At 58.1% G+C, this 25894-nt stretch carries 24 protein-coding genes and 1 pseudogene; 20 read left to right on the forward strand and 5 right to left on the reverse strand.

The window, feature by feature from the left end; genetic code table 11:
* The first annotated feature begins 19 nt into the window (after positions 1-19).
* The 3 genes from ACXZ66_RS02920 to ACXZ66_RS02930 all read left to right on the forward strand — a co-directional run bounded on the left by ACXZ66_RS02920 (position 20) and on the right by ACXZ66_RS02930 (position 2773).
* The gene (locus ACXZ66_RS02920) at positions 20-1327 is read left to right on the forward strand and encodes a class I SAM-dependent methyltransferase (protein WP_458750368.1); all 1308 of its coding nucleotides are present in this window, start codon (positions 20-22) and stop codon (positions 1325-1327) included.
* Positions 1328-1455: 128 nt separating this feature from the next.
* The gene (locus ACXZ66_RS02925; RefSeq protein WP_458750370.1) at positions 1456-1974 is read left to right on the forward strand and encodes a PadR family transcriptional regulator; all 519 of its coding nucleotides are present in this window, start codon (positions 1456-1458) and stop codon (positions 1972-1974) included.
* A gap of 19 nt (positions 1975-1993) precedes the next feature.
* Positions 1994-2773, forward strand: a complete 780-nt coding sequence (locus tag ACXZ66_RS02930) for an alpha/beta fold hydrolase (RefSeq protein WP_458750372.1) — start codon at positions 1994-1996, stop codon at positions 2771-2773.
* Here ACXZ66_RS02930 and ACXZ66_RS02935 read toward each other — a convergent pair.
* Positions 2770-3192: a DUF6463 family protein gene (locus ACXZ66_RS02935; RefSeq protein ID WP_458750373.1), complete on the reverse strand. Its 423-nt coding sequence runs from the start codon at positions 3190-3192 to the stop codon at positions 2770-2772. The genes ACXZ66_RS02930 and ACXZ66_RS02935 overlap by 4 nt on opposite strands.
* Positions 3193-3316: 124 nt before the next feature.
* On the opposite strand from ACXZ66_RS02935, the gene ACXZ66_RS02940 reads away from it, so the two are divergent.
* Positions 3317-3772 carry a TIGR02611 family protein gene (locus ACXZ66_RS02940; protein ID WP_458750375.1) on the forward strand — a complete coding sequence of 152 codons (456 nt, stop codon included), beginning with the start codon at positions 3317-3319 and terminating at the stop codon, positions 3770-3772.
* 6 nt (positions 3773-3778) lie between these two features.
* Here the strand turns inward: ACXZ66_RS02940 and ACXZ66_RS02945 are convergent, their stop codons facing one another.
* Positions 3779-4954: a S8 family serine peptidase gene (locus ACXZ66_RS02945; protein WP_458750377.1), complete on the reverse strand. Its 1176-nt coding sequence runs from the start codon at positions 4952-4954 to the stop codon at positions 3779-3781.
* Entirely contained in the window at positions 4951-6228 is a 1278-nt protein-coding gene (gene eccD / locus ACXZ66_RS02950) for a type VII secretion integral membrane protein EccD (RefSeq protein ID WP_458750379.1), read from the reverse strand. The genes ACXZ66_RS02945 and eccD overlap by 4 nt, the downstream gene beginning before the upstream one ends.
* A gap of 197 nt (positions 6229-6425) precedes the next feature.
* Here eccD and eccCa point away from each other — a divergent pair, with 197 nt between their 5' ends.
* The 10 genes from eccCa (at position 6426) to ACXZ66_RS03000 (ending at position 17062) form a co-directional block, all read left to right on the forward strand.
* Positions 6426-10103, forward strand: coding sequence for a type VII secretion protein EccCa (gene eccCa / locus ACXZ66_RS02955; RefSeq protein ID WP_458750380.1), 3678 nt, complete (start codon positions 6426-6428; stop codon positions 10101-10103).
* Positions 10100-11098, forward strand: a complete 999-nt coding sequence (locus ACXZ66_RS02960) for a type VII secretion-associated protein (protein WP_458750381.1) — start codon at positions 10100-10102, stop codon at positions 11096-11098. Before eccCa ends, ACXZ66_RS02960 begins: the two co-directional genes overlap by 4 nt.
* Before the next feature lie 137 nt (positions 11099-11235).
* Positions 11236-11577 carry a WXG100 family type VII secretion target gene (locus ACXZ66_RS02965; protein ID WP_458750383.1) on the forward strand — a complete coding sequence of 114 codons (342 nt, stop codon included), beginning with the start codon at positions 11236-11238 and terminating at the stop codon, positions 11575-11577.
* 53 nt (positions 11578-11630) lie between these two features.
* Positions 11631-11924, forward strand: coding sequence for a WXG100 family type VII secretion target (locus tag ACXZ66_RS02970; RefSeq protein ID WP_458750384.1), 294 nt, complete (start codon positions 11631-11633; stop codon positions 11922-11924).
* Positions 11925-12337: 413 nt separating this feature from the next.
* Entirely contained in the window at positions 12338-12781 is a 444-nt protein-coding gene (rplM, locus tag ACXZ66_RS02975; RefSeq protein ID WP_458750385.1) for a 50S ribosomal protein L13, read from the forward strand.
* Entirely contained in the window at positions 12781-13347 is a 567-nt protein-coding gene (rpsI, locus tag ACXZ66_RS02980; protein WP_458750386.1) for a 30S ribosomal protein S9, read from the forward strand. The genes rplM and rpsI overlap by 1 nt, the downstream gene beginning before the upstream one ends.
* Before the next feature lie 106 nt (positions 13348-13453).
* Positions 13454-14797, forward strand: coding sequence for a phosphoglucosamine mutase (gene glmM / locus ACXZ66_RS02985; RefSeq protein WP_458750387.1), 1344 nt, complete (start codon positions 13454-13456; stop codon positions 14795-14797).
* Between the two features lie 183 nt (positions 14798-14980).
* On the forward strand, positions 14981-15286 hold the full coding sequence (locus ACXZ66_RS02990) for a hypothetical protein (protein WP_458750389.1): 306 nt from the start codon (positions 14981-14983) through the stop codon (positions 15284-15286).
* Complete coding sequence (locus ACXZ66_RS02995; protein ID WP_458750391.1) at positions 15273-16829, forward strand: hypothetical protein; 1557 nt, start codon at positions 15273-15275, stop codon at positions 16827-16829. Before ACXZ66_RS02990 ends, ACXZ66_RS02995 begins: the two co-directional genes overlap by 14 nt.
* Positions 16829-17062, forward strand: a complete 234-nt coding sequence (locus tag ACXZ66_RS03000) for a hypothetical protein (RefSeq protein WP_458750392.1) — start codon at positions 16829-16831, stop codon at positions 17060-17062. The genes ACXZ66_RS02995 and ACXZ66_RS03000 overlap by 1 nt, the downstream gene beginning before the upstream one ends.
* Here the strand turns inward: ACXZ66_RS03000 and ACXZ66_RS03005 are convergent.
* Entirely contained in the window at positions 17059-17901 is an 843-nt protein-coding gene (locus ACXZ66_RS03005) for a dienelactone hydrolase family protein (protein WP_458750393.1), read from the reverse strand. The two genes, ACXZ66_RS03000 and ACXZ66_RS03005, sit on opposite strands and share 4 nt — an antisense overlap.
* A 156-nt stretch (positions 17902-18057) precedes the next feature.
* Between ACXZ66_RS03005 and glmS the strand changes: the two genes are divergently transcribed.
* Positions 18058-19920, forward strand: coding sequence for a glutamine--fructose-6-phosphate transaminase (isomerizing) (gene glmS, locus ACXZ66_RS03010; RefSeq protein ID WP_458750394.1), 1863 nt, complete (start codon positions 18058-18060; stop codon positions 19918-19920).
* Positions 19921-20142: 222 nt separating this feature from the next.
* Here glmS and ACXZ66_RS03015 read toward each other — a convergent pair.
* A pseudogene (locus ACXZ66_RS03015) lies at positions 20143-20795 on the reverse strand (TetR/AcrR family transcriptional regulator).
* A gap of 139 nt (positions 20796-20934) precedes the next feature.
* Between ACXZ66_RS03015 and mhpA the strand changes: the two are divergent.
* The 5 genes from mhpA (at position 20935) to ACXZ66_RS03040 (ending at position 25894) form a co-directional block, all read left to right on the forward strand.
* Positions 20935-22539 (forward strand): bifunctional 3-(3-hydroxy-phenyl)propionate/3-hydroxycinnamic acid hydroxylase MhpA, encoded by a 1605-nt coding sequence (gene mhpA, locus ACXZ66_RS03020; protein WP_458750395.1) that lies wholly within the window; start codon positions 20935-20937, stop codon positions 22537-22539.
* Between the two features lie 30 nt (positions 22540-22569).
* On the forward strand, positions 22570-23646 hold the full coding sequence (locus tag ACXZ66_RS03025) for a maleylacetate reductase (RefSeq protein WP_458750397.1): 1077 nt from the start codon (positions 22570-22572) through the stop codon (positions 23644-23646).
* Positions 23647-23668: 22 nt separating this feature from the next.
* Positions 23669-24589 (forward strand): dioxygenase family protein, encoded by a 921-nt coding sequence (locus ACXZ66_RS03030; RefSeq protein WP_458750398.1) that lies wholly within the window; start codon positions 23669-23671, stop codon positions 24587-24589.
* A gap of 133 nt (positions 24590-24722) precedes the next feature.
* Positions 24723-25211, forward strand: a complete 489-nt coding sequence (locus ACXZ66_RS03035; protein ID WP_458750400.1) for a hypothetical protein — start codon at positions 24723-24725, stop codon at positions 25209-25211.
* 17 nt (positions 25212-25228) lie between these two features.
* Positions 25229-25894, forward strand: coding sequence for a sulfite exporter TauE/SafE family protein (locus ACXZ66_RS03040; protein ID WP_458750401.1), 666 nt, complete (start codon positions 25229-25231; stop codon positions 25892-25894).

The raw sequence follows: 25894 nt of genomic DNA on the forward strand, positions 1-25894 counted from the left end.
GATAAGGAAAGTACGAACCATGAGCTCCGCTTTTGAACCGCTGACCGTCGGCGAGATCATTGACACCTTTATTGAGGGCGAAAGCCCGTTCTATTGGAAAGCCTTCGACGGATCGACTGCGGGTTCGCCAGATGCGAAGTACACGGTCAACGTTAATTCGCCTGAGGGGCTGTCCTACATTGTTACCTCGCCGGGCGATGTCGGTCTCGCGCGCGCGTACGTCACCGAGGGCATCACCGTCGAGGGCGAACACCTCGCGCACCCTTATGGCATTTTCGACGCATTGCGTGAACTCTACGGAAAGATTAAGAAGCCTGATTTCGCTACATTGGCGAAGGTCATGCGCTCTTTGGCATCGATGGGCTGTATCCAGGTCCAGCCCGTGCCCGATGTCGAGCGTTCCTCGTGGATCGAGCGCACCATCCGCCAAGGTCTGTCGCGCCACTCGAAGGAGCGCGACGCGGAGGTAATCTCCGATCACTACGACGTGGGCAACGAGTTCTACGAGCTCTTCCTGGGCAAGGCCATGACCTACACCTGCGCCTACTACCCAACAGAAGATGCGTCGCTGGACGATGCTCAGGAGAACAAGTACCGCCTCGTCTTCGATAAGCTGCGCCTCAAGGCAGGCGATACCCACCTCGACGTGGGCTGCGGCTGGGGTGGCATGGTCCGCTATGCTGCGCGCCGGGGAGTGAAGTCGCTCGGCGTGACCCTGTCGAAGGAGCAGGCAGACTGGGCACAGGCCAAGATCGAGGAGGAAGGCCTCCAGGATCTTGCCGAGGTGCGCTACATGGATTACCGCGATGTGAAGGAATCAGGCTTCGACGGTATTTCCGCCATCGGCCTGCTCGAGCACATCGGCGTGGACAATTACAAGAGCTTCTTCGAGTTCTTGCAGGGTAAGCTGCGCACCGGCGGCATCATGGTCAACCACTGCATCACTTACCCGGACAACCACAAGACAGCCAAGGGCACCTTCATTGACCGCTACATCTTCCCAGATGGCGAGCTGACCGGTTCCGGCACCATCACCCAGGCGATGCAGGACATCGGCCTTGAGGTCGTGCACACCGAGTCGCTGCGTTTCGATTACATGCGCACCCTGCGCGATTGGTGCGAGAACCTGAAGGGGAACTGGGACCGCGCCGTGGAACTTGCAGGTGAGCCAACCGCGAAGCTGTGGGGCATGTATATGGCTGGCTCCGAGTGGGGCTTCGAGCACAACGTGGTCAACCTTTACCAGTTCGTGGGCGTCAAGCTCGACGAGGATGGCGGTCGCGGCGGAGTGCCAGAGCGTCGCTGGTGGAACGACTCGGTGTTCTAAACAGGTTCCTAAAAAGATTTCGCTTTACGACGATCGCCCCTGCCCAGGATCCAACTCCGGTCAGGGGCGTTTTCGCGCCGCACATTGATACTGGACTATGCATATATATGTGTAGTACTATATGAACTATGGAACTCAAGCACGCAATCCTTGGCCTTCTCTCCCTTCAACCCATGAGCGGCTACGACTTGGGCCGCGCGTTCGAGGGTTCCGTCGCGCATTTCTGGCACGCCGACTTGTCGCAGATCTATCGCACCCTCGGTCGCCTCGAGGCTGCCAAGCTCATCGGAACCGAGGTCATCCCACAAGATGGCAAGCCGGACCGCAAGGTCCATTCGCTGACACAAGCTGGCAACGCCGAGTTGAATAAGTGGTTGGACTCGGACCTCGAGCCCGATAAGCCCAAGGAACCCTTCCTGGGCAGGCTCTTCTTCGCGGCCCCGCTGGGCGAAGACCGAGTCCTCGCGCTGTTGGCGGAGAGGCGGGAGCAGGCGGAGGAAGTCGTCGAAAAGCTTTCTGATCTTGAAATCCCCGGCGATTCGTTGGATGCCCAGCTGCGGGCAGCGACCAGAACGAACGGGCTGGTCCACGCACGCGCGGAGATCGAATGGATCGATGAGACCGTGCGCGCCCTAAAAAGAACCTGATAAGAAAGGCCTGATCCCCATGTCCGAATCCTTTCATCTTGAATTTCCGGTTGAACACGGCTTAAAAAACGGCGAGACCATCGTATTTCTCCACGGCGGAAGCTCTGCAGGCTGGACGTGGTTGGACGTGATCAATCATCTGCCGGGCAGGCACATGCTTGCTCCGGACTTGCCTGGCTACGGGGAGCGCTACGCCGAGGACTGGCCGGGCCTCGACGGTGCGGCTGATGATGTGGCGGAGCTGATTCGGGAGCGTGCGGTGGCCGGTAGGGCCCATGTGGTGGGGCTCTCCCTCGGTGGTGTTGTGGCGATACGCCTGATCACTCGCCACCCAGATGTCGTGCTTTCGTGTGCCACTACGGGGGCTCCGGTAGGCGGCTACTCACGGGTGGAAAAACTTGTGATCTCCCCGCAAGTCCCGCTGTGGCATCGGCGCTGGTACTGGGCACTCCAGGCACCACTGTTTCGTATTCCGAAAGATGCGCAAGAACTGTTCATTACTACGGCATCACGGCCGAGTCCGCGCTCGAATCGGGCCATGTTTTACGAAGTGGTTGACAAGACTCTGACCGAATCCACTATCCCATTTTCGGGTCCGGTGTTGGCAGTGACGGCAGAACATGAAACTTCATCGGTGAGAAATGCGTTCCCGATGCTGGCTGAAAAGCTGCCGCAGCTGCAAACCTGGACAGCACCGAAGGTCCACCACGCATGGAGCGCCGAGGATCCCGAGCTCTTCGCCCGCATGGTGCAAACTTTCGCGGACACTGGAAAGTGGCCGGTAGCGAAGAAGGACTAGTTGCTTAAGTTGTCCCACTGCTCATCGGGAATAGTGCCGTCGTGATAGGAGCGCCACACGGCAAGGAGCGCGATGATCATCACCAAAATGAACCCGGATGCCGGGTCCATGGACATGCCAAGAAACCCGACAAAGACCAACCCCCACGAGATCGGCCAAGGTAGTCGGCTTATGTTCTCGATGTGGTTGATTGCGATTCCCGCGATGATGCCTACCAGCCCTGTCATCAAATACCACTGGAATGTGGCACGCTCGCCGGTGAAGGCACCTGTCCAGCCGTCGATGGCCGCATCGATGACAAGTGGACCAGAACCGATAATTCCGAGGATGATGTGCAGAGTGCACACGAGGATTAAAAGGGGTCCGATAAGGGCGCGCCTACGGAAGGCTTTCGTGGGTGAATTGTCTGCGCCCGACATGATTCTTAATATAACCACAAAACTAGCTGTAAAAAAGCTTAAGGTTCTGAATTAATTTTACATTAATCAGATCGAGATGGTTTTTAGTGGGAACGAGTGCGGACCCTAAAGCGTTTGCACATACATGGAAGCAAAGACAACAACCGCATCGCCCACGATGCGCGAGATGATTTCAGAGAAGATCTCATCTTTTGAGGCCCACCACCAAGGGCTGAAGTCACGCAAAGGTGGCTTTCTCGTGGGACCGGGAACTGTCCTGCTGGGCTGGGTTGTACTGATCGTCGGTATTATTGCGATCCCGCTTCCGGGACCAGGTTGGTTGACCGTCTTTATTGGCGTGGCCATTATCTCGCTGGAGCAGAAGTGGGCCCGCTACGTGCTTACATTTGGTGTCCGTGTCTATGACGCGTTCTTCGCGTGGTACCACCGCCAAAACCGCACCACGCGCTACGCCGTTATCGCAGCAGGTGTGGCCATCATCTGGGTGACTTTCATGGCGCTGTTCTACGGTGCCTGGACGATGGGCTGGGCCAACTTCGCAGACCCTGCGATGTACGCGCTGGGCTTGCATCATAAGTAGCGCTTGCTAGTTGTGCTGCGCCGAGCAAACATTCCGAGCAAATATTCCGTGCACAGCGATCACGCAGGAGACCATCACCAGTACAACGATGCTGATTAGCCCGGCGCGAGAAACCGCGCCGTCGTCGGCGTGGACTGCAGGAGTGACCTCTACCGGATGCATTTGAGCTGGTACCGAAGGTGGAATATCGGTGAGCGCCGCATACGGATCTAGATACCCGTCGGCGGGCTCTGCGGCAGCGTAGATTCGCTGCCTAAGTTGTGCCGCAGTTTCGGTAGGGTAGCGCTGCTTCAGCGTAGCGGCTATTCCACTGACTACGGGCGCAGCAAAGCTGGTGCCCGCGAAGTACTCGACAGTGCCGCTGCGTGAGGTAATGATTCCGGCCGCGAACCCATCTCCTTGAGGAGATAGAGCAGCCAGTGGGGAACCCGCCGCGGACACGCTTGCCATGTTCTGCGGGGTAGCAACCGAATAATCGGCAAGGTCGTATCCACTGTCTCTGGCACCGACGGCAATCACCGTGGGAAGGTGGGCTGGGTAGACGAAAGAACCTTGGGGACAAACGTCAGAGACGTTGCCCGCGGCAGCGACCACTAGTGCTTGTTCGGCTTCTGCCCTCTCGAGTGCCTGACGCAACACGCCGTCGTCGATACGCGTGGCAATCGACGGTGAGACGCACGAGACAACGGAAATATTGATCACGTCCGCGCCATTGTTGACGGCATCGTGGATGGCGTGCGCGAGTGTCTCGAGGCTTCCGGTTGTCTCCGACGTATCGGGTGCGGCCTCAAAGTAACCGGAGGTCTGGCGGATGGAGACGATGTGCGCGTCAGGGGCGATGCCATAGTCGTGGCCTGCGATGATCCCGGCGACGATGGTGCCGTGTCCGTCACAGTCGAAGAGCGGATTAGGTGCCGCTGGAGCGACGAAATCCGCGCCGGGCATGACGCGCGCGAGCTGGGGATGAGGAAAGACCCCGGTATCAATGACCGCGACTTTCACCCCCTGGCCAGTGGAAATACTGCGCTGCGCAGAATGATTGGGAGGCGCTGGTACCTCGTGGAGCGGCTCGGGCGAAGCGCATTCGCGGTCTTGCGCGTGAGACGGTGGCGCAAAAACGGGAACAGAAACTAAAAGTGTGACGAGAAGTGCCCACGCTGTGAACGAGGTGCGCCTGCTCACCCCACACCTCGGATCATGGAAAAGAAGCCCGCGACGTGCATCGCCAGCGGGATGACCGCGATGATGGCCACCTGCTCGGCGCGCTCAAACCACACCACGGTTGTTGGCTCGAGCTCCGAGACATACTTCGACCACAGCGGGCTGCTAATCGGGATCACGGCAATAAGAAGCGTGATGACTACCAGCACTGGGTGAGCATCACTCGCGGTAATGGCCACGCTGGCGGCAATGACTGCCAGCAGGACCGTGACGGTGAGCGCGGCTCGCGGAATAGGGAAGTGGTGCCTCGAACCGTGCACAGCCAGTGCCCCGGCGGTACACAGCAGCAGGCCCCATGCCCACCCCCCGCCGGTAATTGCTAGGACCACCAGCCCCGGAACCAATCCGATACAGGTGCCCAACAGCAACCCATCGGCGATAAGTTTGGCGCACTGGGCGCGCTCATCCACATCGGGTTGGTGATCGTTGGCGTTGGGAAGCTCCTCGCCTGCGGTGGGCACACGTGGAATTTTCAAACCGCTCAACCTTGTTCCCAACCCAGGAGCGACCATAACCAGCAGCAGCGCGATCAGGATGGAGATCGCCGCCGGCGCGGCCTCTCCCGGCAACCACAGGCCAATAACGCCACTGCCAATGACCAAGAAGCTGGCGGCCAATGTCGCGGTGACTCGCGACGACACCACCCCAGTCATACGCGCCGCGAATAACAGCACGGAAGAGCTTGCTATCGCGACCAGCAATCCGATGCCCAGTGTCCGCGGCGCGAGACTATCGCCCGCTACCCACAAGCCTGGGGCCGCCCCGCCTGCCAGAATGGCCGCCACATATAGCGCTTGGCGGTGAGTATAAACCGCCAGGAGCGTTGCGACGATCGCCGCAGCCAGCAGCGCAAACGCAACCGGAATAAGCGATGACATAAGGATTGCACCGGCCACGATGCCGGCCAAGGAGGCGAGAGTATCCAGCCCCTTCGTCTCTGCCAGGCCATGGGCGCGCGCGACCAAGGACTCGGCGGCATCGCGTACCACGGGCGTGGCCGCCTCGGTTTTCGGACGCACAACAATGATGCTGCCGTCGCGCAATTCAAGGCTGTGCAGTGGCGTATCTGCGTTGAAAACAGCGCCGGCCGCAGATGTAAACTCCCACGGCTGGTCGCTCTCGGGCAGTGCTAAGAGCACTGCGAGCTCTGGCAGCAGTTCATTTAATGTGGATGAACTTGGTAGCGCCATGTCGGCGCTGGAATGGTGCCCGCCAATATCTAATCGAATGGTCACACGGACTATGTGATGCGTTGCCGAAGTCACGTTCGAAATTACCCCCGTAATTTTCTTGAGCGGTCCCCTCACCGCCCGAACATGACCATCATGGCTTAACATCGCAGTCGTGTCCACAGCTAGGGGGATCATGTCGGGGGACGTGTCTTGCTGTGAATACCGTGATCACCGTGATCACAAGGAAACGGGGGTTTCTAGTGCTCGGAACATACCGAGAAACAACAATTGTGCCGCTCAAACCAGAAGAGCAGGTTCAGGCGCCAGCCTTGCCGCAGGGTGCGCTGAAAGTAGAGGCGGTTCCAGAGGCCCAAAAGCCACAGAAGGAACCGATTATCCGCATCATCATGCCGATAGTCATGGTGGCTGCGATGGTGGCCATGGTCTTAATCATGGCGCTGTCCGGCCAGGGGATGAGCCCGATGATGATGCTGCTCCCGCTCATGATGGGCATGAGCATGATCATGATGATCGCGCCACCCGAGCGCACCGGAGACATTGATGAGCAGCGACGGGTATATCTGCGCCACTTAGATGCTCTCGGCGAGCAGGCGGTAAAGAACGCTCAGGCGCAACGCGCTCATGAGCAATTTCGTCACCCTGACCCAAAAACGCTGGTCAATGGTACTGACCCGGCCAGACTTTGGGAGCGGTCAAGCACGGACCCGCATGCCCTTGAGGTTCGCCTCGGGCTCGGGGTGGCCTCCTTGTGCACCCCGGTCGACGTCGATGATCCAGGTTCCACCGAGGACCTTGATCCCGTGTGCGCCGTGATTTTGCGGCGTACCGTCGCGGCGATTAGTGCGGTGCACAGCATCCCGATTGTGTTGCAGCTGCGTGCATTTCGCCTGATCACGTTGTCGGGCGATAGGGCAGAAGTAACGGCCGCGTCCATTCTTTCCCAGTTAATCTTCTTCCACGGCCCCGAGACAGTGGGGGTGGATAATCGCAGTGCGTCGGGGAGTTTTCAGTGGTTGAAGTGGTCTATTCACTCGCGCGAGCCGGAGCAGGCCGAGTGTCGAGTCATTGTGGTTGATACCTCCTCGCCGGACTTGACTGATGTGGTTTTGCGGGCGGATTCGTCGTTAAGCGAGGGCTCTAACGCCTTTGTGTGCGTGATTGTGGTGGCCGCCGATGCCGACGACCCTGTGCACGGGTTTGCCGACGAGGACGGCATTCACCTCCATGTCAGCGGCGATGGGGTGGAAGCGCACACGGTTGTGGGCCCAGAGACGCTGGGTGCGCCCGACGATTTCGGGCTGCAGGACGCGGAGCGTGTCTCGCGCGCACTTGCCGCTTTTCGACGACCCGCTGGTGGGCGGGCCGAGACTCATAGTGATCTGATGTCGCTGCTGGAGCTTCCTGCGATCGATCAGATCCGCGACCATGAGCTGTGGCCGGGTAGATTCGGCACGCGAGGGCTTTTGACTGTGCCGATCGGCGTGGACGAGCGTGGCTATCCCGTCCAGCTGGATCTGAAAGAGGCCGCGCACGGCGGAATGGGACCGCATGGGCTGTGCATCGGGGCAACGGGATCAGGTAAGTCGGAACTTTTGAAATCGCTAGTTGTGGCGCTTGCCGTGAGCCATTCGCCGGATGAGCTGAATTTTGTGCTGGTGGATTTCAAGGGTGGCGCGACGTTTCTGGGCTGTGAGGAATTGCCTCACACATCGGCTGTGATTACCAACCTGGATAATGAAGCGGTACTGGTCGAGCGCATGTTTGATGCGATTTCTGGCGAGCTGAACCGCCGCCAAGAGTTACTCCGGCACGCGGGCAATTTTGCCAACGTTACCGAGTACACGCAGGCACGATTGACCACGCGACCGGATCTCGCGCCACTGCCGAGTTTGATGATCGTGGTCGATGAATTCTCTGAGTTGTTGGGTCAGCACCCTGATTTCGCAGAGCTGTTCGTCGCGGTGGGGCGGTTGGGCAGATCCCTGGGTGTGCACCTGCTGCTTGCATCGCAGCGCCTAGAGGAGGGCAAGCTGCGCGGGTTGGATTCGCACCTGTCGTATCGCATCGGCTTGAAAACTTTCTCGGCCGCGGAATCACGGCAGGTTCTTGGAGTTACTGATGCCTACCAGCTGCCCTCTCAACCAGGTGCGGGCTATCTGAAACGCCACTCCGACCAACTCACGCGATTCCAAGCCGCGTATGTTTCTGGTGCGCTGGAGAAGTGCGAACTTGCGCAGGTGCCACAAGAAGTTGCCTCCGTGCAGATGTACCGCAATTGGCAATCACTAGATACAGGGGCGCGGAGTGCTGAAACGACAATCACGGTCGACGAAACAACCACACTTCTGCGCGAAGTGGTGGCGTTGGCTAGCCGGGTAGCAGCCGTGCGGGAGCAACATGCGCATCAAGTGTGGTTGCCACCGCTGCCCGCGGAGATTGAAATTTCCCAGGTGTGCGAAGACAAAGGGCCGATGCGCTGCGCTATCGGTATCGTGGATCAGCCCTATCACCAGCGCCAAGATGAACTGGTGATCGACTTAAATCTCGCAGGTGGCCACGTAGCAATTGCCGGCGGGCCGCAAACCGGAAAATCCACCGCGCTGCGCACAATTATTTCCTCGCTGGCTGCCACACACTCTAGCGCTGACGTGGCTTTTTATATCGTCGATGCAGGCAACGGCGACTACCAGGACCTCGAGCGACTACCGCACGTTGCTGGCATTGCGACGAAGAACCAACCCGAAAGGTTGCGACGCGTCATCGACGAGGTCACGGGATTTCTTTCCAGTCCCACCCAGCGCCAGGTCGTGTTAATTCTCGACGGGTGGCACGCGCTGGTTGGGGCGGACCAGGAATTCGACGACATCAAAAACCAGGTCGCTGCCATTGCCTCCGACGGCCCGGCCGCAGGAGTTCACCTAGTCATTTCCACCCAACGGTGGTCGGCGATCCGCGCTGTTATCCGGGATCTCATTGGCACTCGCTTAGAACTCAAACTCGGCGAGTCCATGGATTCGGTGGTTGATAGAAAACTGCAAAATAAGCTTCCGGTGGCTCCCGGCCGTGGCTTAGATGGGCAGGGTCGATTCATGCTTGTTGCCCGCACCGCGCTGCAAGATGTGGCACACATTGCAGCTCAGGCGGCGCGCGCCGGGCAGTCGCAAGTCCCGCAGCTGAAGATGCTGCCGAGCTCCATCGACGTGGCGCAACTGGCAGGAACCCACCGACTTCCACTGGGAGTCGGCGGGCCAAATTTGGCACCGGTCGGGCTGCACTCCTCCCATTTCCTAGTTACCGGAGCACAGGGATCTGGCAAGTCCACGGTGCTCGCATCATTGATGTACAGCGTTGCGCAGCTGCCTCGGGAGGAAGCCCGCCTTGTCATCGTCGACCCGCGCCGCCGCCACTTGGGCACCATAGACACCACCATGATCGCTTCCTACGCGCCAACGACGGAAGCCACGGCGAAGGCGATCAATTCCACTGTTGCGACGTTGCGCGCTCGCCTGCCACATTCAGACATCACACCGGAAGAAATCGCCGCCCGTTCGTGGTGGCAGGGTCCAGACATCTACCTCGTCATCGACGACTTCGACCTCATCCCCGAAGATCACGTCCGCGTACTCATTGAATTGATCCCACATTCCGCAGATATTGGCCTACACGTCTATATAGGGCGCAAATTCGGCGGTATTTCACGGGCACTGATGGGTCGATTCTTAGGCACCCTGCGGGACCAGCAGCCCACAGTTTTCATCATGGATGCCCACCGCGAGGAAGGCGCGATCTTCGGAGTGCGCCCCGGTCCACAACCACCCGGGCGCGGCACGCTCATTCAGTCCGGCGAGGTCTTCGGCACCGTTCATGCCGCCACGGCGCCTACACCCGTCGCAGTCTCCGGAGAGACCACATCATGAATTCAATCCTGATCTCGATCCAACCCTCAGTCACCGTCATCACCGCCGAAACCGCCTTTTATCGCTATGACAATCCCAGCCCCGCCGAACTCGCCGACTACCTCTTGACTTTGATTCAAACGGACGCTTCCGAATACACCGTTGCCATTTCCGCCGATGCCGAGCTCGCCGCGCAGGTCGCCGAAGAGTGCGCGGCGCGAAGTTTCCAGATCAGCACATTTTCGCTTCACGACGACGCCCCTGCCCCAGATCCCGAGCCTGCCCTCAGCGAGGATTCTGCAATTGACTCCGAAGGCCCCGCACTTGGCGAGATCTCCAGACCACTCGCGAATGCAGAAAACATGGAGCCCAAAGCTCGCCGTGGATCAATGATCGTGCTGTCCATTGCAGTGGTAGGAGTTCTCGGTGCAGGCCTGTGGGCGGTAGCGACAACAATTGCCGACGACAACTTTAAAAATAAGGAAGCCGTAGTTGCGTACGTGGCCGGCGAGGAACATCCGCCAAGCCAAGTACCGTCAGAACCTTCTGAACCTTCTGAGCCTTCCGCTGAAGTTGCCGATGACGTTGTCGCTGAACCTGATCCTGGCCCGGACACGGTCGTGCTCAATGAAGCCGGGCTCAGCGTGGAGCTTCCCACTGGCTTCCAGCTCTCGAACGACGGGGACATGTGGAAAGCAGAAGGAAACGACCCTGATTTGCGCCTGCAACTTGCTGTTGACGATCTGTTTGGGCTTCCCGTACAGGAGCTATTATCCCAGGTTGAGGCTGATATTGAGCAAGACCCGGATCTGAGTTTGATCTCCGTGGATGCAGCTCGGATTGAATACCACCAAAACGCTCCCGATGGGTCTGAAGCAACCTGGATCACGTGGGTTGAAGATGGCAAACAAGTCTCCCTTGGGTGCCACACTCGCTTTGCCCCTTCGACGGTGCAGCGCGCGACCTGTTCGATGGCTCGCGATTCGGCGGACTTTTCAGCGGAACCAGCTAATTAAATAGTTTTTGGGATCCGAGGGAACCGAAAGACTTGTTTGGCAGTCAAAGAGAAGTAGAAGGGTCCGCAAGGATCTTTCCACCGGCAAGTACATGAGCCGTGCGCTCGTAGGAAAACTAACCAGGGGGATCAACAACAATGACTCAACCAACCGATACGGCCAGCGCATCATTGCGCACTGAAGCCGATGTCATGCGCGAAGCCGCTAACCACACCGATAACGTCAACGACTCTGTTTCACAGGAGCTAGCGCGTGTCCAGGACGTCGCACAATCCACCAGTGGCTTTTGGCAGGGTGCAGCACAAAGCACCTTTTCTTCTTTGATGGTGCGCTATGACGATGCTGAGCGCCGTCTCTCTGAGGCATTGCGCGACATCGCGCTGAACATCCGTGACAACGCAAGCAACTACGAAGAAGCAGAAGCAATGAACGCCGAAGCTTTCCAAACCATTGCACCTGATGAGGGCCTCGCGCTCTAACCGGCACACCTCAAACCCAAAAGAACATAAAGAAATAAAGAATAGGACTGCATATGACTCACTCAATTCAGTATGGTTTCGGTAGCCTCGCGGGGGCCGCAGATGACCTGCAGGCAAGCTCCGCTCGTGTTGGCGCAGAATTGGAAGAACTGAAGAATCTCCTTCGCCCAATGGCCGCTACGTGGACAGGCGAAGCCTCAGAAAACTACCAAATGCACCAGCGCAAATGGGACGAGGCTGCGGCCGAGCTGAACATGATCTTGGATTCCATTTCCAAGACTGTCAGCGATGGCAACATGCGGATGAAGGGAATCAACGACGCAGCTGCGGCTAGCTGGCTTCGTTAATCTCTAATTCAAGCTCATTAAAGGTGGCATCTGCTCGCTGCTCACCAGCTGTAGTTGGCCCACAGCGCAAGGGGGCGGACGTGGCTTACAACTGGTGGCGCGCAGGGATAAAAGCGGAGAGTTTTCGTGCTGGGCAGCGCGGAAACCCTTCAGTAGTCTAAGGCTCGGTGCAGTCGGGGGGACATGCGCCGAGCCTTGCCACGCTTCAGGGAGCAAATAGTGCTAAGAGCGTTTTGGTTTCTTAGGTTGTGCTGGAGTATCCTCTTCAGAGCTGTGTATTTTCAGGCAGGCAATCGTCGTCAAGCGATATTGCGTGCACACTCCACGGGTCTCCACCGGCCGCCGCAAGGAGTGGGAAATGCGTTGTTCGTTCCGGCCGGCAGCCATCGAGACAGACTTTTAAGGAGTCATGCATGTCTACTTACCACCCAAAGAGCGGTGACGTTACCCGTAAGTGGTACGTCATCGACGCTACTGACGTGGTGCTGGGCAAGCTTGCATCTACCGTTGCAGACATCCTGCGCGGCAAGCACAAGCCAATCTACGCACCAAACGCCGACACCGGCGACCATGTCATCGTTATCAATGCTGACAAGGTTCACATTTCCTCCAACAAGCGCGACCGCGAAATGCGTTACCGCCACTCCGGTTACCCGGGTGGTCTGAAGTCCATGACCCTGGGTCGTGCACTTGACGAGCGCGCAGACCGCGTCATCGAAGAGTCGGTGAAGGGCATGATGCCACACAACCGCCTCTCCCGTGAGTCCATTAAGAAGCTGCACGTTTTCACTGGCTCTGAGCACCCATACGCAGGCCAGAACCCAGAGACCTACGAGTTCAAGCAGGTGGCACAGTAATGACTGAAGCAAACAACACCAACATCGACAACGCAGCAGAGGACAATGTTGCTGACGCTGGCGACATCGCTGCTGCAACCGCTGCAACCGAAGAGTTCAACTACACCATCGGCGACGCAGTTGCTGGCGTAGCAGACTCCGAGGACGAGCAGGTTCAGGTTGAGGCTCCAGTTCTGCACGAGGGCCCAATCCAGACCGTTGGTCGTCGTAAGCGCGCAATCGCTCGCGTGACCGTCACCGAGGGTACCGGCAAGATCACCGTTAATGGTCGCGAGTTCGCGGATTACTTCCCGAACAAGCTGCACCAGCAGGACATCTTGCTGCCACTGACCACCCTTGATCGTGAAGGTCAGTTCGACATCAAGGCAAACATTGCAGGCGGCGGCCCAACCGGCCAGTCTGGTGCTCTGCGCTTGGCTATCGCTCGTGCGCTGAACATCTACAACCCGGCTGAGCGCCCAACCCTGAAGAAGGCTGGCCTGCTCACCCGTGACGCTCGTGCTGTTGAGCGTAAGAAGGCAGGTCTGCACAAGGCCCGTCGCGCACCTCAGTACTCCAAGCGTTAATTTTTCTCGCTTCTGTACCGCCACGACCTCGTGGTTTACGCCATCTCTTCCAGTTTTGGGAGGGGTGGCGTTCGCGTTTTTCTGCAGAACAGTCATAATGTTTCTTATGACTCGTCTCTTTGGAACAGACGGTGTCCGTGGCTTGGCCAACGACACCCTCACCGCATCCCTTGCCCTGAAGCTCGGCGCAGCAGCAGCGACCGTCCTGACAAGGAATCGAGATTCCAGTAGGCGCCGACCTACCGCACTGATAGGGCGCGACCCTCGCGTCTCCGGCGAGATGCTTGCGGCCGCCATGGCAGCAGGTATGGCTTCGCGAGGAGTAGACGTCCTGCGCGTGGGTGTCATTCCAACCCCAGGCCTAGCCTTCCTGACTGATGACTACGGCGCCGATATCGGCGTGATGATCTCGGCGTCGCACAACCCGATGCCAGATAACGGCATCAAGTTCTTCTCCGCAGGTGGCAAGAAGCTTCCTGATCACGTCGAAGATGAAATTGAAAAGGCTCTCGATGATCTGGAAGAAGGGGGCCCAACCGGAACCGGTGTCGGTCGTGTGATTGAAGAGTCGAGCGACGCGCAGGGCCGTTACTTGGCGCACCTGAAAGAATCAGTAGACACCGACCTGAGCGGAATCAAGGTGGTTGTCGATACTGCAAACGGCGCGGCCAGCGAAGTAGCTCCAAAGGCATATGCTGCTGCAGGCGCTGACGTAGTGGCTATTTTCAACAAGCCGGATGCGTTTAACATCAACGACAACTGTGGTTCCACCCACATTGAACAGGTGCAGCGCGCCGTTGTTGAGCACGGCGCAGACCTCGGCCTTGCTCACGACGGTGACGCGGACCGTTGCTTGGCAGTAGATGCAGAGGGCAACGTTGTCGACGGTGACCAGATCATGGCCATTCTGGCTGTGGGCATGAAAGAGAACTCCTCGCTGCGCAAGAACACCCTTGTTGCCACAGTGATGAGCAACCTCGGGCTGAAGCTAGCTATGGCGCGCGAAGGCATCCACGTTAAGGAGACCGCAGTGGGCGACCGCTACGTGCTTGAGGAGCTGAACAAAGGCGGATACTCCCTTGGCGGCGAACAGTCCGGCCACATCGTTGCACCGGCCTACGCCACCACCGGCGACGGCACCCTGACCGGTTTGATGCTCATGGCACGCATGGTTGAAACAGGAAAGTCCCTCGCTGAGCTGGCTAGTGTAATGCAGGTTCTGCCTCAGGTCCTGATCAACGTGCCGGTATCTAACAAGGCTTCGATCATGCAGTCTTCGAATGTGCAGAACGCCATCGCCGAAGCAGAAGCTGAACTGGGAGAGGCCGGCCGTGTGCTGCTCCGCCCATCAGGCACTGAGGAGCTCTTCCGCGTGATGGTGGAAGCTTCCGACCAGGAACACGCCCGCAAAGTGGCAGGCAGCCTCGCAGCAGTGGTGGCTGCTGTTTAACAACTTGTAATTATTCGGGCTTTCGAATACTAGGTTCCCTGGAAATTTAAGGAATTTTCCTTTTCCAGGGAACCTTTTGCGTCCCCGCACAGTCCAAGAAGAAGTAAGCGCATTTAACCAATGCGGAAAACCGCTGCAGGGTATTCAATTTCCTGCGGGGACTGTCAGGGGGAGGCAACGTGCATGTCTGAGTTGAACGCGAATACTGATGCAATCCATTCCGCGCTTCACGGCGCACGACAAGAAATTGAAGCACTGCGGGTGGCGGGTGGCAATCACACACCACAACTGCAAGCAAGCGATGTTGGGCTGGGATTTGCTGAGCAAGGCCAGCGCCTTGCGTCGCAGCTAAGCAAAGTCCATGCCTCGATGATTCAACGGCTGGATAATCGCTTGACCCATTTCGATGCGCTTGGCACTTTGGCCTCTGAGATTTCGGAGCAAGACACTAGCGCTGCGGAAAGGTTGGGCACACATGAGCTCCGTTGATACTCGCACCTTGATGGCCCAAATCGCCGGTGAAGTGTCATCCAACCCAGAAGTATCTGCGGCTGCTGGCCCAGCAATCAGAAGTTACTTAGCTGAGCTTCAAGGATCATTCGCGGAGCGTGACGGGCTGCAACCGAGCAGTATTTCGGCTGCTGGAACCCAGCTGTTCGCTGCACCGCGGAAGAAGGGCCCATCGGGTAAATCCAGTAATCAGGGTGGCGACGGCGAGGGTTGGACCATCCGCGAGTGGGGCAGTGCGGCGAGTTTGGCATCGGGAATCGAGCATTTCTTCGGAACTTATATCGCGCCATTGTTTTCGGGGATTGGAGACGGACGCCCAGCAGAAAACGAAGAACGCATTGAGCAGGACCAGGATGACTTTTCTGAGGGCGTCGAACAATTGCGCTGTTCGATGGAAGAAGGCGGTCAATCAGTTGGGACAATCGTGGAGTCAACGGAATTGTCCTCGAACGCTTTTCTCCAGCTAGCGCTTAGAGTTCTGAAGACTGCTCGAATGAGCACACCGTTGGGAATCTCCAGCACAGTGATCACCGAATTAGTCCTGCAGGCTTTAGAAAATGCGAAGGCCGTCAACGAGGATGCCAACTCCTGCATTGCTGAGATCCTGGACCAATTGGGAGATGAATGCGAGGAACTAGCGGATCGCGTTCCCGAGCCGCCTTGTGAGACGTATTCGCCGCCACCGTGTGATGTAGAAACACCGAAGGTGACAACGCCACCGGAGGTTGAACCAAACCCGTCTGGCAATGGTGGTACGCCTGCAGCTCCGGAGATGCCTTCGTTGCCTGAGAAGCCGGAAGTGGAAGAGATCCCGGAAGAAGTACTCCCCGCTGAGGACGTTTCAAACAAGAATGTGGATGTTGAAATCTGTGAGACGGAAACACTAGATAGCCGAGGAAGCACACTGGAAAGCTCGGCAACGACAACTGCATCGGCTGGACTCACGGTGAATTTCAATATTGATGTTGATTTCAGCGCTGCCGGGCAGGTTGATCATTCCCAGATTGAAAAGGTCACGCCGCCATCGGTAGGCATGCAGGATGTCCAAGGCATGATGCAAGGGCCGATGGGGCAACTAGATTGTGCAAGTATTCTCGGTGCGCTCAGCCTGATCACTGCAGAGTTCTTCGAAGGGTGCACCACGGAGCTCTGCGTGGAGCCGATGGCTGAAGTCGAGCCTGTGGAAGAGCAGGAAGCGGAGCCTTGCCCTCCAGAACCTGAGCCCGAACCGGTACCTGAACCAGTGCCCGAACCAGTGCCTGAACCCGCAACAGGACCAGAGCCAGAACCCGTAGAGCACGCAGAGGGCGTGATCCCTCCACCTCCGGAGCTGGCTGACGTCGCTGAACCACCGCCACCACCAAAGAAGCAATTCTTCGAAACTGCGGCAGTAGCGGATGCACCAGATCCCACCACCGAACCAGCCACTTCGATTCCACACAACCAATCCGCACCGGAGCCTATCCACTCACCTGATGCGCCGGAGCCTGAAAGCCGAGTACGAAAGGTTGATACGTTCTAATGGATTTTCAAGAATTTGCGGAGCAGTTTCAGCAGCGCACCGCGAAACGCATGCTGGATTTCGAGGTGGCATTGGCAAAGGCCCAAAAGCAGATGGAGGAACAAGTTCGCCAGCAACAACTAGCGCGTGAAATGAACATCAAAAAACCGCCGACAATGTACCCAAAGGGAACAATTCGCGGCGGTCGAGTCCAAGGTGTGTTGCGACGGGAGGACCCCAGTCAGGCGAGCTAAATCCTTGCGTCGTCCTTAGCAAAACCAGCCTTCTCTGCGAGCTCCTCGCCGGAGAAGGATTTCACCTTCGGACCTGTTGCATCGATCGCAGAGTAGTCGGAGTACTTTTTGTCCTGTCCAAGTTGGTGCAGCAGGTAACCGGTGACCAATCCTCGAGCCGTCTCACGCGCACTGGACTGCGACCAGCCCTGCCCGATTAGAAATTGGAAACCTGAGTCTTCGGAGAACCCTTGCTGGTTACCATTATCAATCTCGCGGTAGACCACATCGCCCTTCCAGTTGTAGGCGAGCTTGGCAGGGTTACCTGCGTTAAACAGCTCGGACTTGCCGGAACCAATGACCAAGCCAGGAATATCTAATGCACGCGCAGCGGAAACTGCGGAAGGAGCAACGTTTGCAGGGTAAATCGTCGCAACGCTCTTGACCTTAGGATTATCTGCGGCCGTAAGCACTGCTGCGCCACCGCCCATGCCGTGGCCAACAAGCCCCAACTTGGTAGGGGAGACCGTGGTGTTGCCTTGGCCCAGCTTGACACCTGCAAGGATTTGCAGGCAAGTTTCCAGGTCCGCCGCGAAACCGCTGTGGTTCGGGTTGAAACCCTTCTCAGTGTCTGGGGCTGCAACGACAATTCCCCAGCTTGCCAAGTGCCGCAAAAAGCGGTGGTAATCCTTCACGGACTTCATCCAGTCATGGCCAAATGCCACGCCGGGAACACCGTTTCCTTCGGCTGGGGTGTACACCTTGCCAGGTAGACCGGTGAAACCAAGGTCGCCTTCCATGACGCGGTGGGGACCACGCTTGGACAATTCGCTGAGTGTTTTCTTCAAGTTCGCAGACACGACCTTAACGATACTGTATTTCGCTACCTCCGGGGGTAGGCGGATCCCTTTACGGTTTAGGCATTTTTCCGGCCAGTTTTCTTATCACGGTTCGATCAAGGCGCTGGGGATTCGCCAAGGTATTGCGAATGGGCCCGCGTAGTTTATTCTGTTCCCATGTGTGGAATCGTTGGATACGTTGGAGATAATCAAGGCCTAGATATAGCAGTCAATGCACTGCGCCGAATGGAATACCGTGGATACGACTCGTCGGGTATTGCCGTTGCGCACGATGGTGCGATTGCATCGGCGAAACGTGCTGGTAAGCTGGCCAATCTCGAAGATAAGATCAACGAGGTCGGGGCTGAATCCCTAAGTGGAACCACGGCAATTGGCCATACCCGCTGGGCTACCCATGGCCGCCCGACCGATGAGAACGCACACCCGCACCTGTCTTTTGATGGCAAAGCTGCAATCGTGCACAACGGCATCATTGAAAACTTTGCAGTTCTGCGCGAAGAGCTCAAGCGCGACCAGATCGAGATGAAGTCCGAAACTGACTCCGAGGTTGCAGCGCACCTTCTGGCCAAGGCGTATAACGAGGGCGAGACTGCCGGTGACTTCCGTGCCTCGGCTCTGAAAACCTTGAACCGCCTCGAGGGTGCTTTCACCTTGCTGTTCCTGCACGCTGATCACCCTGATCAGATCATCGCAGCTCGTCGCTCCACGCCATTGATCGTTGGCGTGGGCGAGGGCGAAATGTTCCTGGGCTCGGATGTTGCTGCGTTTATTGATTACACGAAGGAAGCAGTAGAGCTTGGCCAGGATTCCGTGGTGATCATCAAGAAGGACTCCTATGAGATCCTCAACTTTGATGGCACCGAAGCTGAAGGCAAGCCATTCACCATCGACTGGGATATCTCGGCAGCGGAGAAGGAAGGCTACGACTCCTTCATGATGAAGGAGATCCACGAGCAGCCTGCCGCCGTGCGCGATACTTTGGCTGGTCACTGGGACGGTGAGCGCGTCATCCTCGACGAGAACTCCATTTCGGATACGGATTTGAAGTCCTTCAACCAGGTCTTCGTTGTTGCGTGTGGTTCCGCGTACCACTCCGGTCTGGCTGCAAAGTACGCCATTGAGCACTGGGTGCGCATCCCAGTACAGATTGAAGTGGCCTCGGAGTTCCGCTACCGCGACCCAGTTCTCGACGAGCGCACGCTTGTCCTTGCAATCTCCCAGTCGGGCGAAACCGCCGACACTCTCGAGGCGGTGCGCCACGCGAAGTCGCAGGGCGCGAAGGTTCTGGCAGTGTGCAACACCAACGGCTCGCAGATTCCTCGCGAATCGGACGCTGTTCTCTACACGCATGCGGGCCCAGAAATCGGCGTGGCTTCCACGAAGGCGTTCTTGGCCCAGGTGGCTGCGAACTACATCGTCGGTTTGGCGTTGGCGCAGGCCAAGGGCACCAAGTACCCCGATGAGATCCGCGAGATCTGGGAGGAACTCGAGGCGATCCCAGCCAAGGTGCAAAAAGTCCTAGGCGTTCGCGAGCAGGTCGAACAAATCGCTCACACCCTGGGCCCCATCAAGACCATGCTCTTCCTTGGCCGCGGCGTGGGCTACCCAATTGCTCTTGAGGGTGCTTTGAAGCTCAAGGAGCTTGCCTACATTCACGCCGAGGGTTTCCCTGCCGGCGAGCTCAAGCACGGCCCGATCGCGCTGATCGAGGACGACCTGCCCGTCGTTGTCATCGTGCCTTCGCCACGTGGTTTGCCTCAGCTGCACTCGAAGATCGTCTCCAATATTCAGGAGATCCGTGCGCGCGGTGCGAAGACCATCGTCATCGCCGAAGAAGGCGATACCGCCGTCGAGCCTTACGCGAACTGGTTGGTGCGCATTCCGCAAACCCCAACCATCATGCAGCCGCTGCTGGCCACCGTGCCTTTGCAGTTCCTAGCTGCAGATATTGCCCATGAGTGCGGCAACGAGGACATTGATAAGCCACGCAACCTGGCAAAGTCGGTCACCGTAGAGTAGAAATTCGCTTTACGACGACGCGTATCGCTCTCGGGACATTGGTCTGAAATATCAGGACCTGATGTCTCGGGAGTTTTTGTATTCCCGCGTCACGGAAAACCTTGAGCGCGATATCGAATTCTCCGAAAAGCGACCCGAAAACACCCCTTTATGCCTTATATCCACCACCTAAATTTCCAGTCTTCGATATCGCTCTAAAGGCATTTGAGGCATTTAAGGCATTTAAGGGGCAGCAAACAGATCAGCGGGCATGGTCAGCTCCGGCAGCGGGAGCTCGGCAATTTTTTCGGCCTCATCGGCGGGCACGCCCACCATGCGCAGCATTGCCCGAGCGAACTGCACGTCCAAGTGGGACGAGTCGCTCGTCGTTAAGCCTTTGCGTACCGCTGCAAACAGGGCGCCGAAGGTGCATGTCACGGCGAGGTCGACATCTTCGAGGATGAAGCGGCCTTCGTCGACGCCGCGCTGGAGATCGCGGGCGGCGCGGGGCCGAATGTGCTGTCGAGGGCGGGGTGGGCCGCTCCCATGTGCACGAAGAACCACCCCCATACTTCCTCGGTGAGTGAGTAGCGCACGAGGTATCGCAGCGAGGCGGACCAGACTTCGGCGGGGTCGTCGAGCTCTGAGACGGACAGGTCCAGGGCTTGGCCGATGTACTCCATGGATTGTTCGGCAACTTCTTGCAGGATCTCGTCGAGGGAGGAGAAGTGGTTGTAAAAGGTACCCGTGCCAACGTCGGCACCTGCGGTGATATCGGAAATGGCGATGGTTCCGGGGGCCTTTTCGGACATGGCACGGTGCGCGGCTCGCAGTAGCTTGGCGCGGGTGGTGGCGCGCCGCTGTGCTTGGCGGTTGGGGGTAGCGGACATGGACATACCTTAAAACAAAGTCCCAGTGTGGACGTGCGGGTGGGGGTAAAAAATAAAACTGAATCTTGTGTCATTAATGAATCATCTGTCAGTAGGTGACCTAGGCAATATGACGCGCAACACGTTTCATTCAGAGGAGAGTTACATGACACTCGCAGACCATTCCGCCACCGGCTCGTCCACCGGTCAGGATTACGACACCGACGTCGCCATCGTCGGCGCAGGCCCTGTGGGCACCCTGCTCGCTGTGCTGCTGGGCCAGCGCGGACACCGCGCCACTGTCGTCGAGAAGTGGCCAACGTTTTACGAGCGCCCACGCGCCGTCACCTTCGACCACGAAATCGCCCGCATCTTGGGCTACATCGGCATCGACGCCGACAACCACCCAGCGATGGAGCAACACGACAGCCTGTACTACTGGAAGAACGCCAAGGGCGAGACCCTCATGGAAGTGGATTGGAACTCCATGACGGATTCCGGCTTCCGCACCCGCTACTGGTTCTACCAGCCAGAACTCGAACGCCACCTGCGCGAACTGGCTCAGACCTTCCCAACCGTGGAGCTGCGCCAGGGCTTTGAGGTCGTCGGCTTTGAACAAGACGCGGACTCGGCAACCATTACCGGCAAACTTGCTGCCACCGGCGAAACTGAGCAGATTCGCGCGAAGTACGTTGTCGGTTCCGACGGTGCGAACAGCTTCGTCCGCGACCAGCTGGGCCTGTCCTACGACGACCGTGGCTACTTCTTCGACTGGCTGATCCTGGATCTCAAGACCGATCAGCTCGAGTGGGAGCCAGCGCACTGGCAGCTCTGCGACCCGAAGCGTCCCACCACCATCGTTCCTGGTGGCCCAGGGCGACGCCGCTGGGAATACCAGGTGCTCCCAGGCGAGGACCCAGTCGAAATCGCCAGCGAAGAAAATGCATGGAAGCTGCTGGAGCCATGGGGGATGACCCCCGACAACGCGGAGCTCGAGCGTTCCGCGATCTACCGTTTCCAGGCAGCGTGCGCCGACAAGTGGTACAACGGCCGCGGCATCATCGCCGGCGATGCCGCCCACTTGATGCCACCGTTTGCCGGCGAAGGCATGTGCGCAGGTCTGCGTGACTCTCTTGCACTGGGGTGGCGCCTCAATGCCATCCTCGAAGGCAAAGGCGACGAGTCCCTGCTTGAGTCCTACTCCAGCGAACGCCGTGAGCACGTCAATTACTACATCGACTTCTCCATGATGCTCGGCCGCGTCATCTGCATCACCGACGAAGACGAAGCAGCAGCGCGCGATGAGCGCATGATCAAGGAACTGGCAGAAGCCGACGGCCCCGTCGATACGGACGTTGCCGTCCTCGGCCCAGGCCTGTGGATCCAGGATTCGCCACTCGCTGGTGAGCTGTCTGTCCAAGGCTTTGTCACTCAAGGTGAGCACACGGGGCGTTTCGACGAGATCGCGGGCCGTGGTTGGCGCGTGATCGGCTGGAAGACGAACCCGGCCGATGTCATCGCAGACTCCGTGAAAGAAGCACTGGCGAAATACGATTTCGAGTACGTTGAGGTTGGGCCGGCTGGCTCGGATTCCCCGCTGACCGACAGCGGAATCTTTACCCGGTGGTTCGAAAACAACGGCCATACCTTTGCCGTGATCCGCCCCGACTTCTACACCGCCGCCACCGCAACCGATGCAGCCGAACTAAACAACAACCTCACCCAGTTGCTTGCAATGTTGGCCAACAAGACTGCTGTCGCGGAAGCTTAAAACCCAACAAAGCCAGAAAGAGACTAGAAAATGAGTTTGGCGTTTCATCATCACACCCTTGGCCAGCACGTGTTGTTTGGTGCGGGCAAAGCAGCAGAGAACCTGAAATCCGAGGTCGAGCGCCTCGGCGCGAAAAAAGTCATGGTCATCGCCGGCGAGCGTGAGCTCGAGCTAGCCAATGAGGTTGCAGCCCAGATCGATGTGGCAGTGCTGCACGACGAGGTAGTGATGCACGTGCCCGTCGAGGTTGCCGAGCGTGCCCGCAAGGTCGCCGAAGACAACGACATTGACCTGCTGGTATCTGTTGGCGGCGGGTCCACCACGGGTACCGCGAAGGCCGTCTCGTTGACCACGGGGATCCCCTCGATTGCTGTGGCCACCACCTACGCCGGTAGTGAGGCCACCGATGTATGGGGCCTGACCGAAAACGAGATCAAGACCACCGGATCCGATATCAAAGTCCTGCCAGTCAGCGTCATCTACGACTCCGAGCTCACCTTGAGTTTGCCCGTGGAGATGTCGGTGGCGTCTGGGCTGAACGGTATTGCGCACTGTGTGGATTCGATGTGGGCGCCGAAGGCTGATCCGATCAACGCGGCGATGGCCGCCGAGGGTATCCGCGCACTCAATGAGGGTCTGCCGTTGATCGTGGAGGATTCCCAATCGATTCACGGCCGCGACCTGGCCCTCTATGGTGCGTATCTGTCTGCGGTGTCGTTTGCCTCGGCGGGCTCGGGGATCCACCACAAGATCTGCCATATTCTCGGTGGCACGTTTAACCTGCCACACGCCCAAACCCATGCCACGGTCTTGCCGTATGTGTTGGCGTTCAATGTGGGTGATGCCCCGGAGACGGAAGCTCGGATGGCGCACGCCTTTGGCGCAGACACGGCAGTCGAAGGCTTGCAAGCCCTGCGCGAGAAGTTGGATGCGCCGAAGGCATTGAAGGATTACGGCTTTAGCGCCGAGGGTATTGCTGAGGTTGTCCGCCAGGCATTGGAGAAGATCCCTGCCTCGAATCCGCGCGAGGTCACCGAGGAGAACCTCACCGAGTTGCTCACCGCAGCGCTCAATGGTGATGACCCGCAGACCCTGATCAAGAAGTAAGTAACAAGTTAAGGATAGAAGAATGTCGAATATTCCTACCTCCGAGTCCACCCGCCCCGTGATTTCCGTGGAGCAGACTGCGGTAGAAGAAGACCTGGTCAACGAGGTTGTGGCCTCTTTTGATGGCACGGAAGATCCGCGTTTGAAGTTTGTGATGCAGCGCCTGGTGGTGCATCTGCATGATTTCATCCGCGATGTGCGTTTGAGCGAGGATGAGTGGAACTTTGCTATTGATTTCCTCACCCAGGTTGGCCACATTACTGATGACAAGCGCCAGGAGTTTGTGCTGCTTTCGGACACGTTGGGTGCGTCGATGCAGACCATCGCGGTGAACAATGAGGCGTATGAGGATGCCACTGAGGCCACCGTGTTCGGCCCGTTCTTCCTCGATGATGCCCCGGAGATTCAGATCGGTGACGATATGTCCTTCGGTGCGAAGGGGCAGCCTGCGTGGGTGGAGGGCACTGTGACAGATACGGATGGTAATCCTGTTGCTGGTGCGCGCATTGAGGCGTGGGAGTGCGACGAGGATGGTCTCTACGATGTGCAGTACGACGATGATCGCACCTCGTGCCGTGCGCACCTTTATACCGACGAGAACGGCCATTACGCGTTTTGGGGCCTGACTCCTGTGCCGTACCCCATCCCGCATGATGGTCCGGTGGGCAAGATGTTGCAGAAGGTGGGTCGTTCCCCGTTGCGTGCCGCGCACTTGCACTTCATGGTCACCGCGGAGAACCTGCGTACGCTGGTCACGCACATTTTCGTCGAGGGGGATCCGCAGATCGAGATTGGTGATTCCGTCTTCGGCGTCAAGGACTCGTTGATTAAGAAGTTCGAGACTCAGCCTGCCGGTACCGCGACTCCGGATGGCCGTGATCTCGGCGATACCGAGTGGGCGAAGTGCCGCTTCGATATCGTGTTGGCCCCTGCAGGCAAGTAAAAAGATTTCGCTTCACGACGATTGAAACACCGGCAGCTCTGATTCCCAGAGTTGCCGGTGATTCTTTGGGCAGGGCCCGCCTTGACTAGGCTGTGGAAAAGTAGAGTACTGCCAACCTCGAGGACCGCACCGCATGAAATCAGCCGTATTTACCCAGCGACTTAACGGAGGCATGCGCATCGTCTTGATCGCAATTGCCGCCCTCATGATCGGCGGGGCGTTCTACCGCTGGTTGGCAGCCCCCGCCATCGTCGAGGTAGCAATCTTTCTCGGCCTCGCCGTAGTTGCGCTGCTTTTGTTGTTCGTCAAGATCACCGTGCGCGTCCACCAAGGCGGGGTGGATATTCACTTTTCAGGTGGTCTGTATAACGAGCAGATCCCGGCCTCAACCATTACAAGTGTCAGCGAAGGCCCAACGACCAAGCCCAGCGATGGCGCAGGGAAGCGCCATATCGACGGTGCCACGGCCTTCATCGTGGGTGGTCCCACCGTCCGGATCGAACACGGCACCGACGAACTAGGCGCACCCCAGGCCACGCTTGTGTCAGTCAAGGACCCGGCCGAGGCAGTCACCGCGATCGAAGAACTCATCGCCTCCACGCATAACCACGAAGGCCAATAAGGAAGTAGCCTAAATTTATGCTTGCCGCACTCCGCTTCGCCTTTATCGATTCGATCAACGTCTTACTCATCGGCGTGATCGTCGCGGTGGGCATCACTATCCCGCCTGTTCGGAAGAAATACGCCAAGGTCACAAGTCTGCTCATCCTCGGCGACTGGCTGGGCGTGGCCACGCTATCGCTGGTCATGCTGTTTATCTTCGACGGGTTGGGCACCATCGTGCGCACCTTCGTCGAAGGCCCCATCTTCGGCTGGTTACTCATCGCCACGGGCATCTTAGTCGGGGTGATGGCGCTGCGCGGCGGCGATAATTCCAAACTGGTCAGCACCATCATGGTGCCCATGCGCGAACCAACTCTGCGCACAGTTCTCATGGGCTTCATCTTGGGCCTGGTGCAGTCGGCTACATCGGCCCCGTTTTATGCAGGACTTGCCGTACTTTCCGCCAGTGGCATCGACGCGGGCACACGCTACGCCGGCTTGCTTCTGTACGCCACGGTTGCGCTCAGCCTGCCAATTGTGTGCGCACTATTGGTTGGTTGGGTGCGCAAATCTCCAGAGTCGTTCGTCGGAAAGCTTTTTGATAAAGCACGCCGCAACCCACAAAAGGTCTCGCTGTGGGCAAGCTGGTTCGTGGCCGCGTTGTTGATTCTTATTGGTGTGGGGCACTTAATGGCACAATAA

Source organism: Corynebacterium sp. S7 (assembly GCF_054401105.1).

Bases quoted from the DNA above. Each gene is read 5' to 3' on its own strand.
- ACXZ66_RS03000 (WP_458750392.1), top strand. From the start codon at position 16,829: ATGGATTTTCAAGAATTTGCGGAGCAGTTTCAGCAGCGCACCGCGAAA.
- ACXZ66_RS02990 (WP_458750389.1), top strand. From the start codon at position 14,981: ATGTCTGAGTTGAACGCGAATACTGATGCAATCCATTCCGCGCTTCAC.
- ACXZ66_RS02960 (WP_458750381.1), top strand. From the start codon at position 10,100: ATGAATTCAATCCTGATCTCGATCCAACCCTCAGTCACCGTCATCACC.
- rplM (WP_458750385.1), top strand. From the start codon at position 12,338: ATGTCTACTTACCACCCAAAGAGCGGTGACGTTACCCGTAAGTGGTAC.
- ACXZ66_RS02995 (WP_458750391.1), top strand. From the start codon at position 15,273: ATGAGCTCCGTTGATACTCGCACCTTGATGGCCCAAATCGCCGGTGAA.
- ACXZ66_RS02970 (WP_458750384.1), top strand. From the start codon at position 11,631: ATGACTCACTCAATTCAGTATGGTTTCGGTAGCCTCGCGGGGGCCGCA.
- glmM (WP_458750387.1), top strand. From the start codon at position 13,454: ATGACTCGTCTCTTTGGAACAGACGGTGTCCGTGGCTTGGCCAACGAC.
- glmS (WP_458750394.1), top strand. From the start codon at position 18,058: ATGTGTGGAATCGTTGGATACGTTGGAGATAATCAAGGCCTAGATATA.
- ACXZ66_RS02965 (WP_458750383.1), top strand. From the start codon at position 11,236: ATGACTCAACCAACCGATACGGCCAGCGCATCATTGCGCACTGAAGCC.
- ACXZ66_RS03040 (WP_458750401.1), top strand. From the start codon at position 25,229: ATGCTTGCCGCACTCCGCTTCGCCTTTATCGATTCGATCAACGTCTTA.
- ACXZ66_RS02940 (WP_458750375.1), top strand. From the start codon at position 3,317: ATGGAAGCAAAGACAACAACCGCATCGCCCACGATGCGCGAGATGATT.
- ACXZ66_RS03035 (WP_458750400.1), top strand. From the start codon at position 24,723: ATGAAATCAGCCGTATTTACCCAGCGACTTAACGGAGGCATGCGCATC.
- ACXZ66_RS03025 (WP_458750397.1), top strand. From the start codon at position 22,570: ATGAGTTTGGCGTTTCATCATCACACCCTTGGCCAGCACGTGTTGTTT.
- mhpA (WP_458750395.1), top strand. From the start codon at position 20,935: ATGACACTCGCAGACCATTCCGCCACCGGCTCGTCCACCGGTCAGGAT.
- ACXZ66_RS02935 (WP_458750373.1), bottom strand. From the start codon at position 3,192: ATGTCGGGCGCAGACAATTCACCCACGAAAGCCTTCCGTAGGCGCGCC.
- ACXZ66_RS02920 (WP_458750368.1), top strand. From the start codon at position 20: ATGAGCTCCGCTTTTGAACCGCTGACCGTCGGCGAGATCATTGACACC.
- ACXZ66_RS02925 (WP_458750370.1), top strand. From the start codon at position 1,456: ATGGAACTCAAGCACGCAATCCTTGGCCTTCTCTCCCTTCAACCCATG.
- rpsI (WP_458750386.1), top strand. From the start codon at position 12,781: ATGACTGAAGCAAACAACACCAACATCGACAACGCAGCAGAGGACAAT.
- ACXZ66_RS02930 (WP_458750372.1), top strand. From the start codon at position 1,994: ATGTCCGAATCCTTTCATCTTGAATTTCCGGTTGAACACGGCTTAAAA.
- ACXZ66_RS03030 (WP_458750398.1), top strand. From the start codon at position 23,669: ATGTCGAATATTCCTACCTCCGAGTCCACCCGCCCCGTGATTTCCGTG.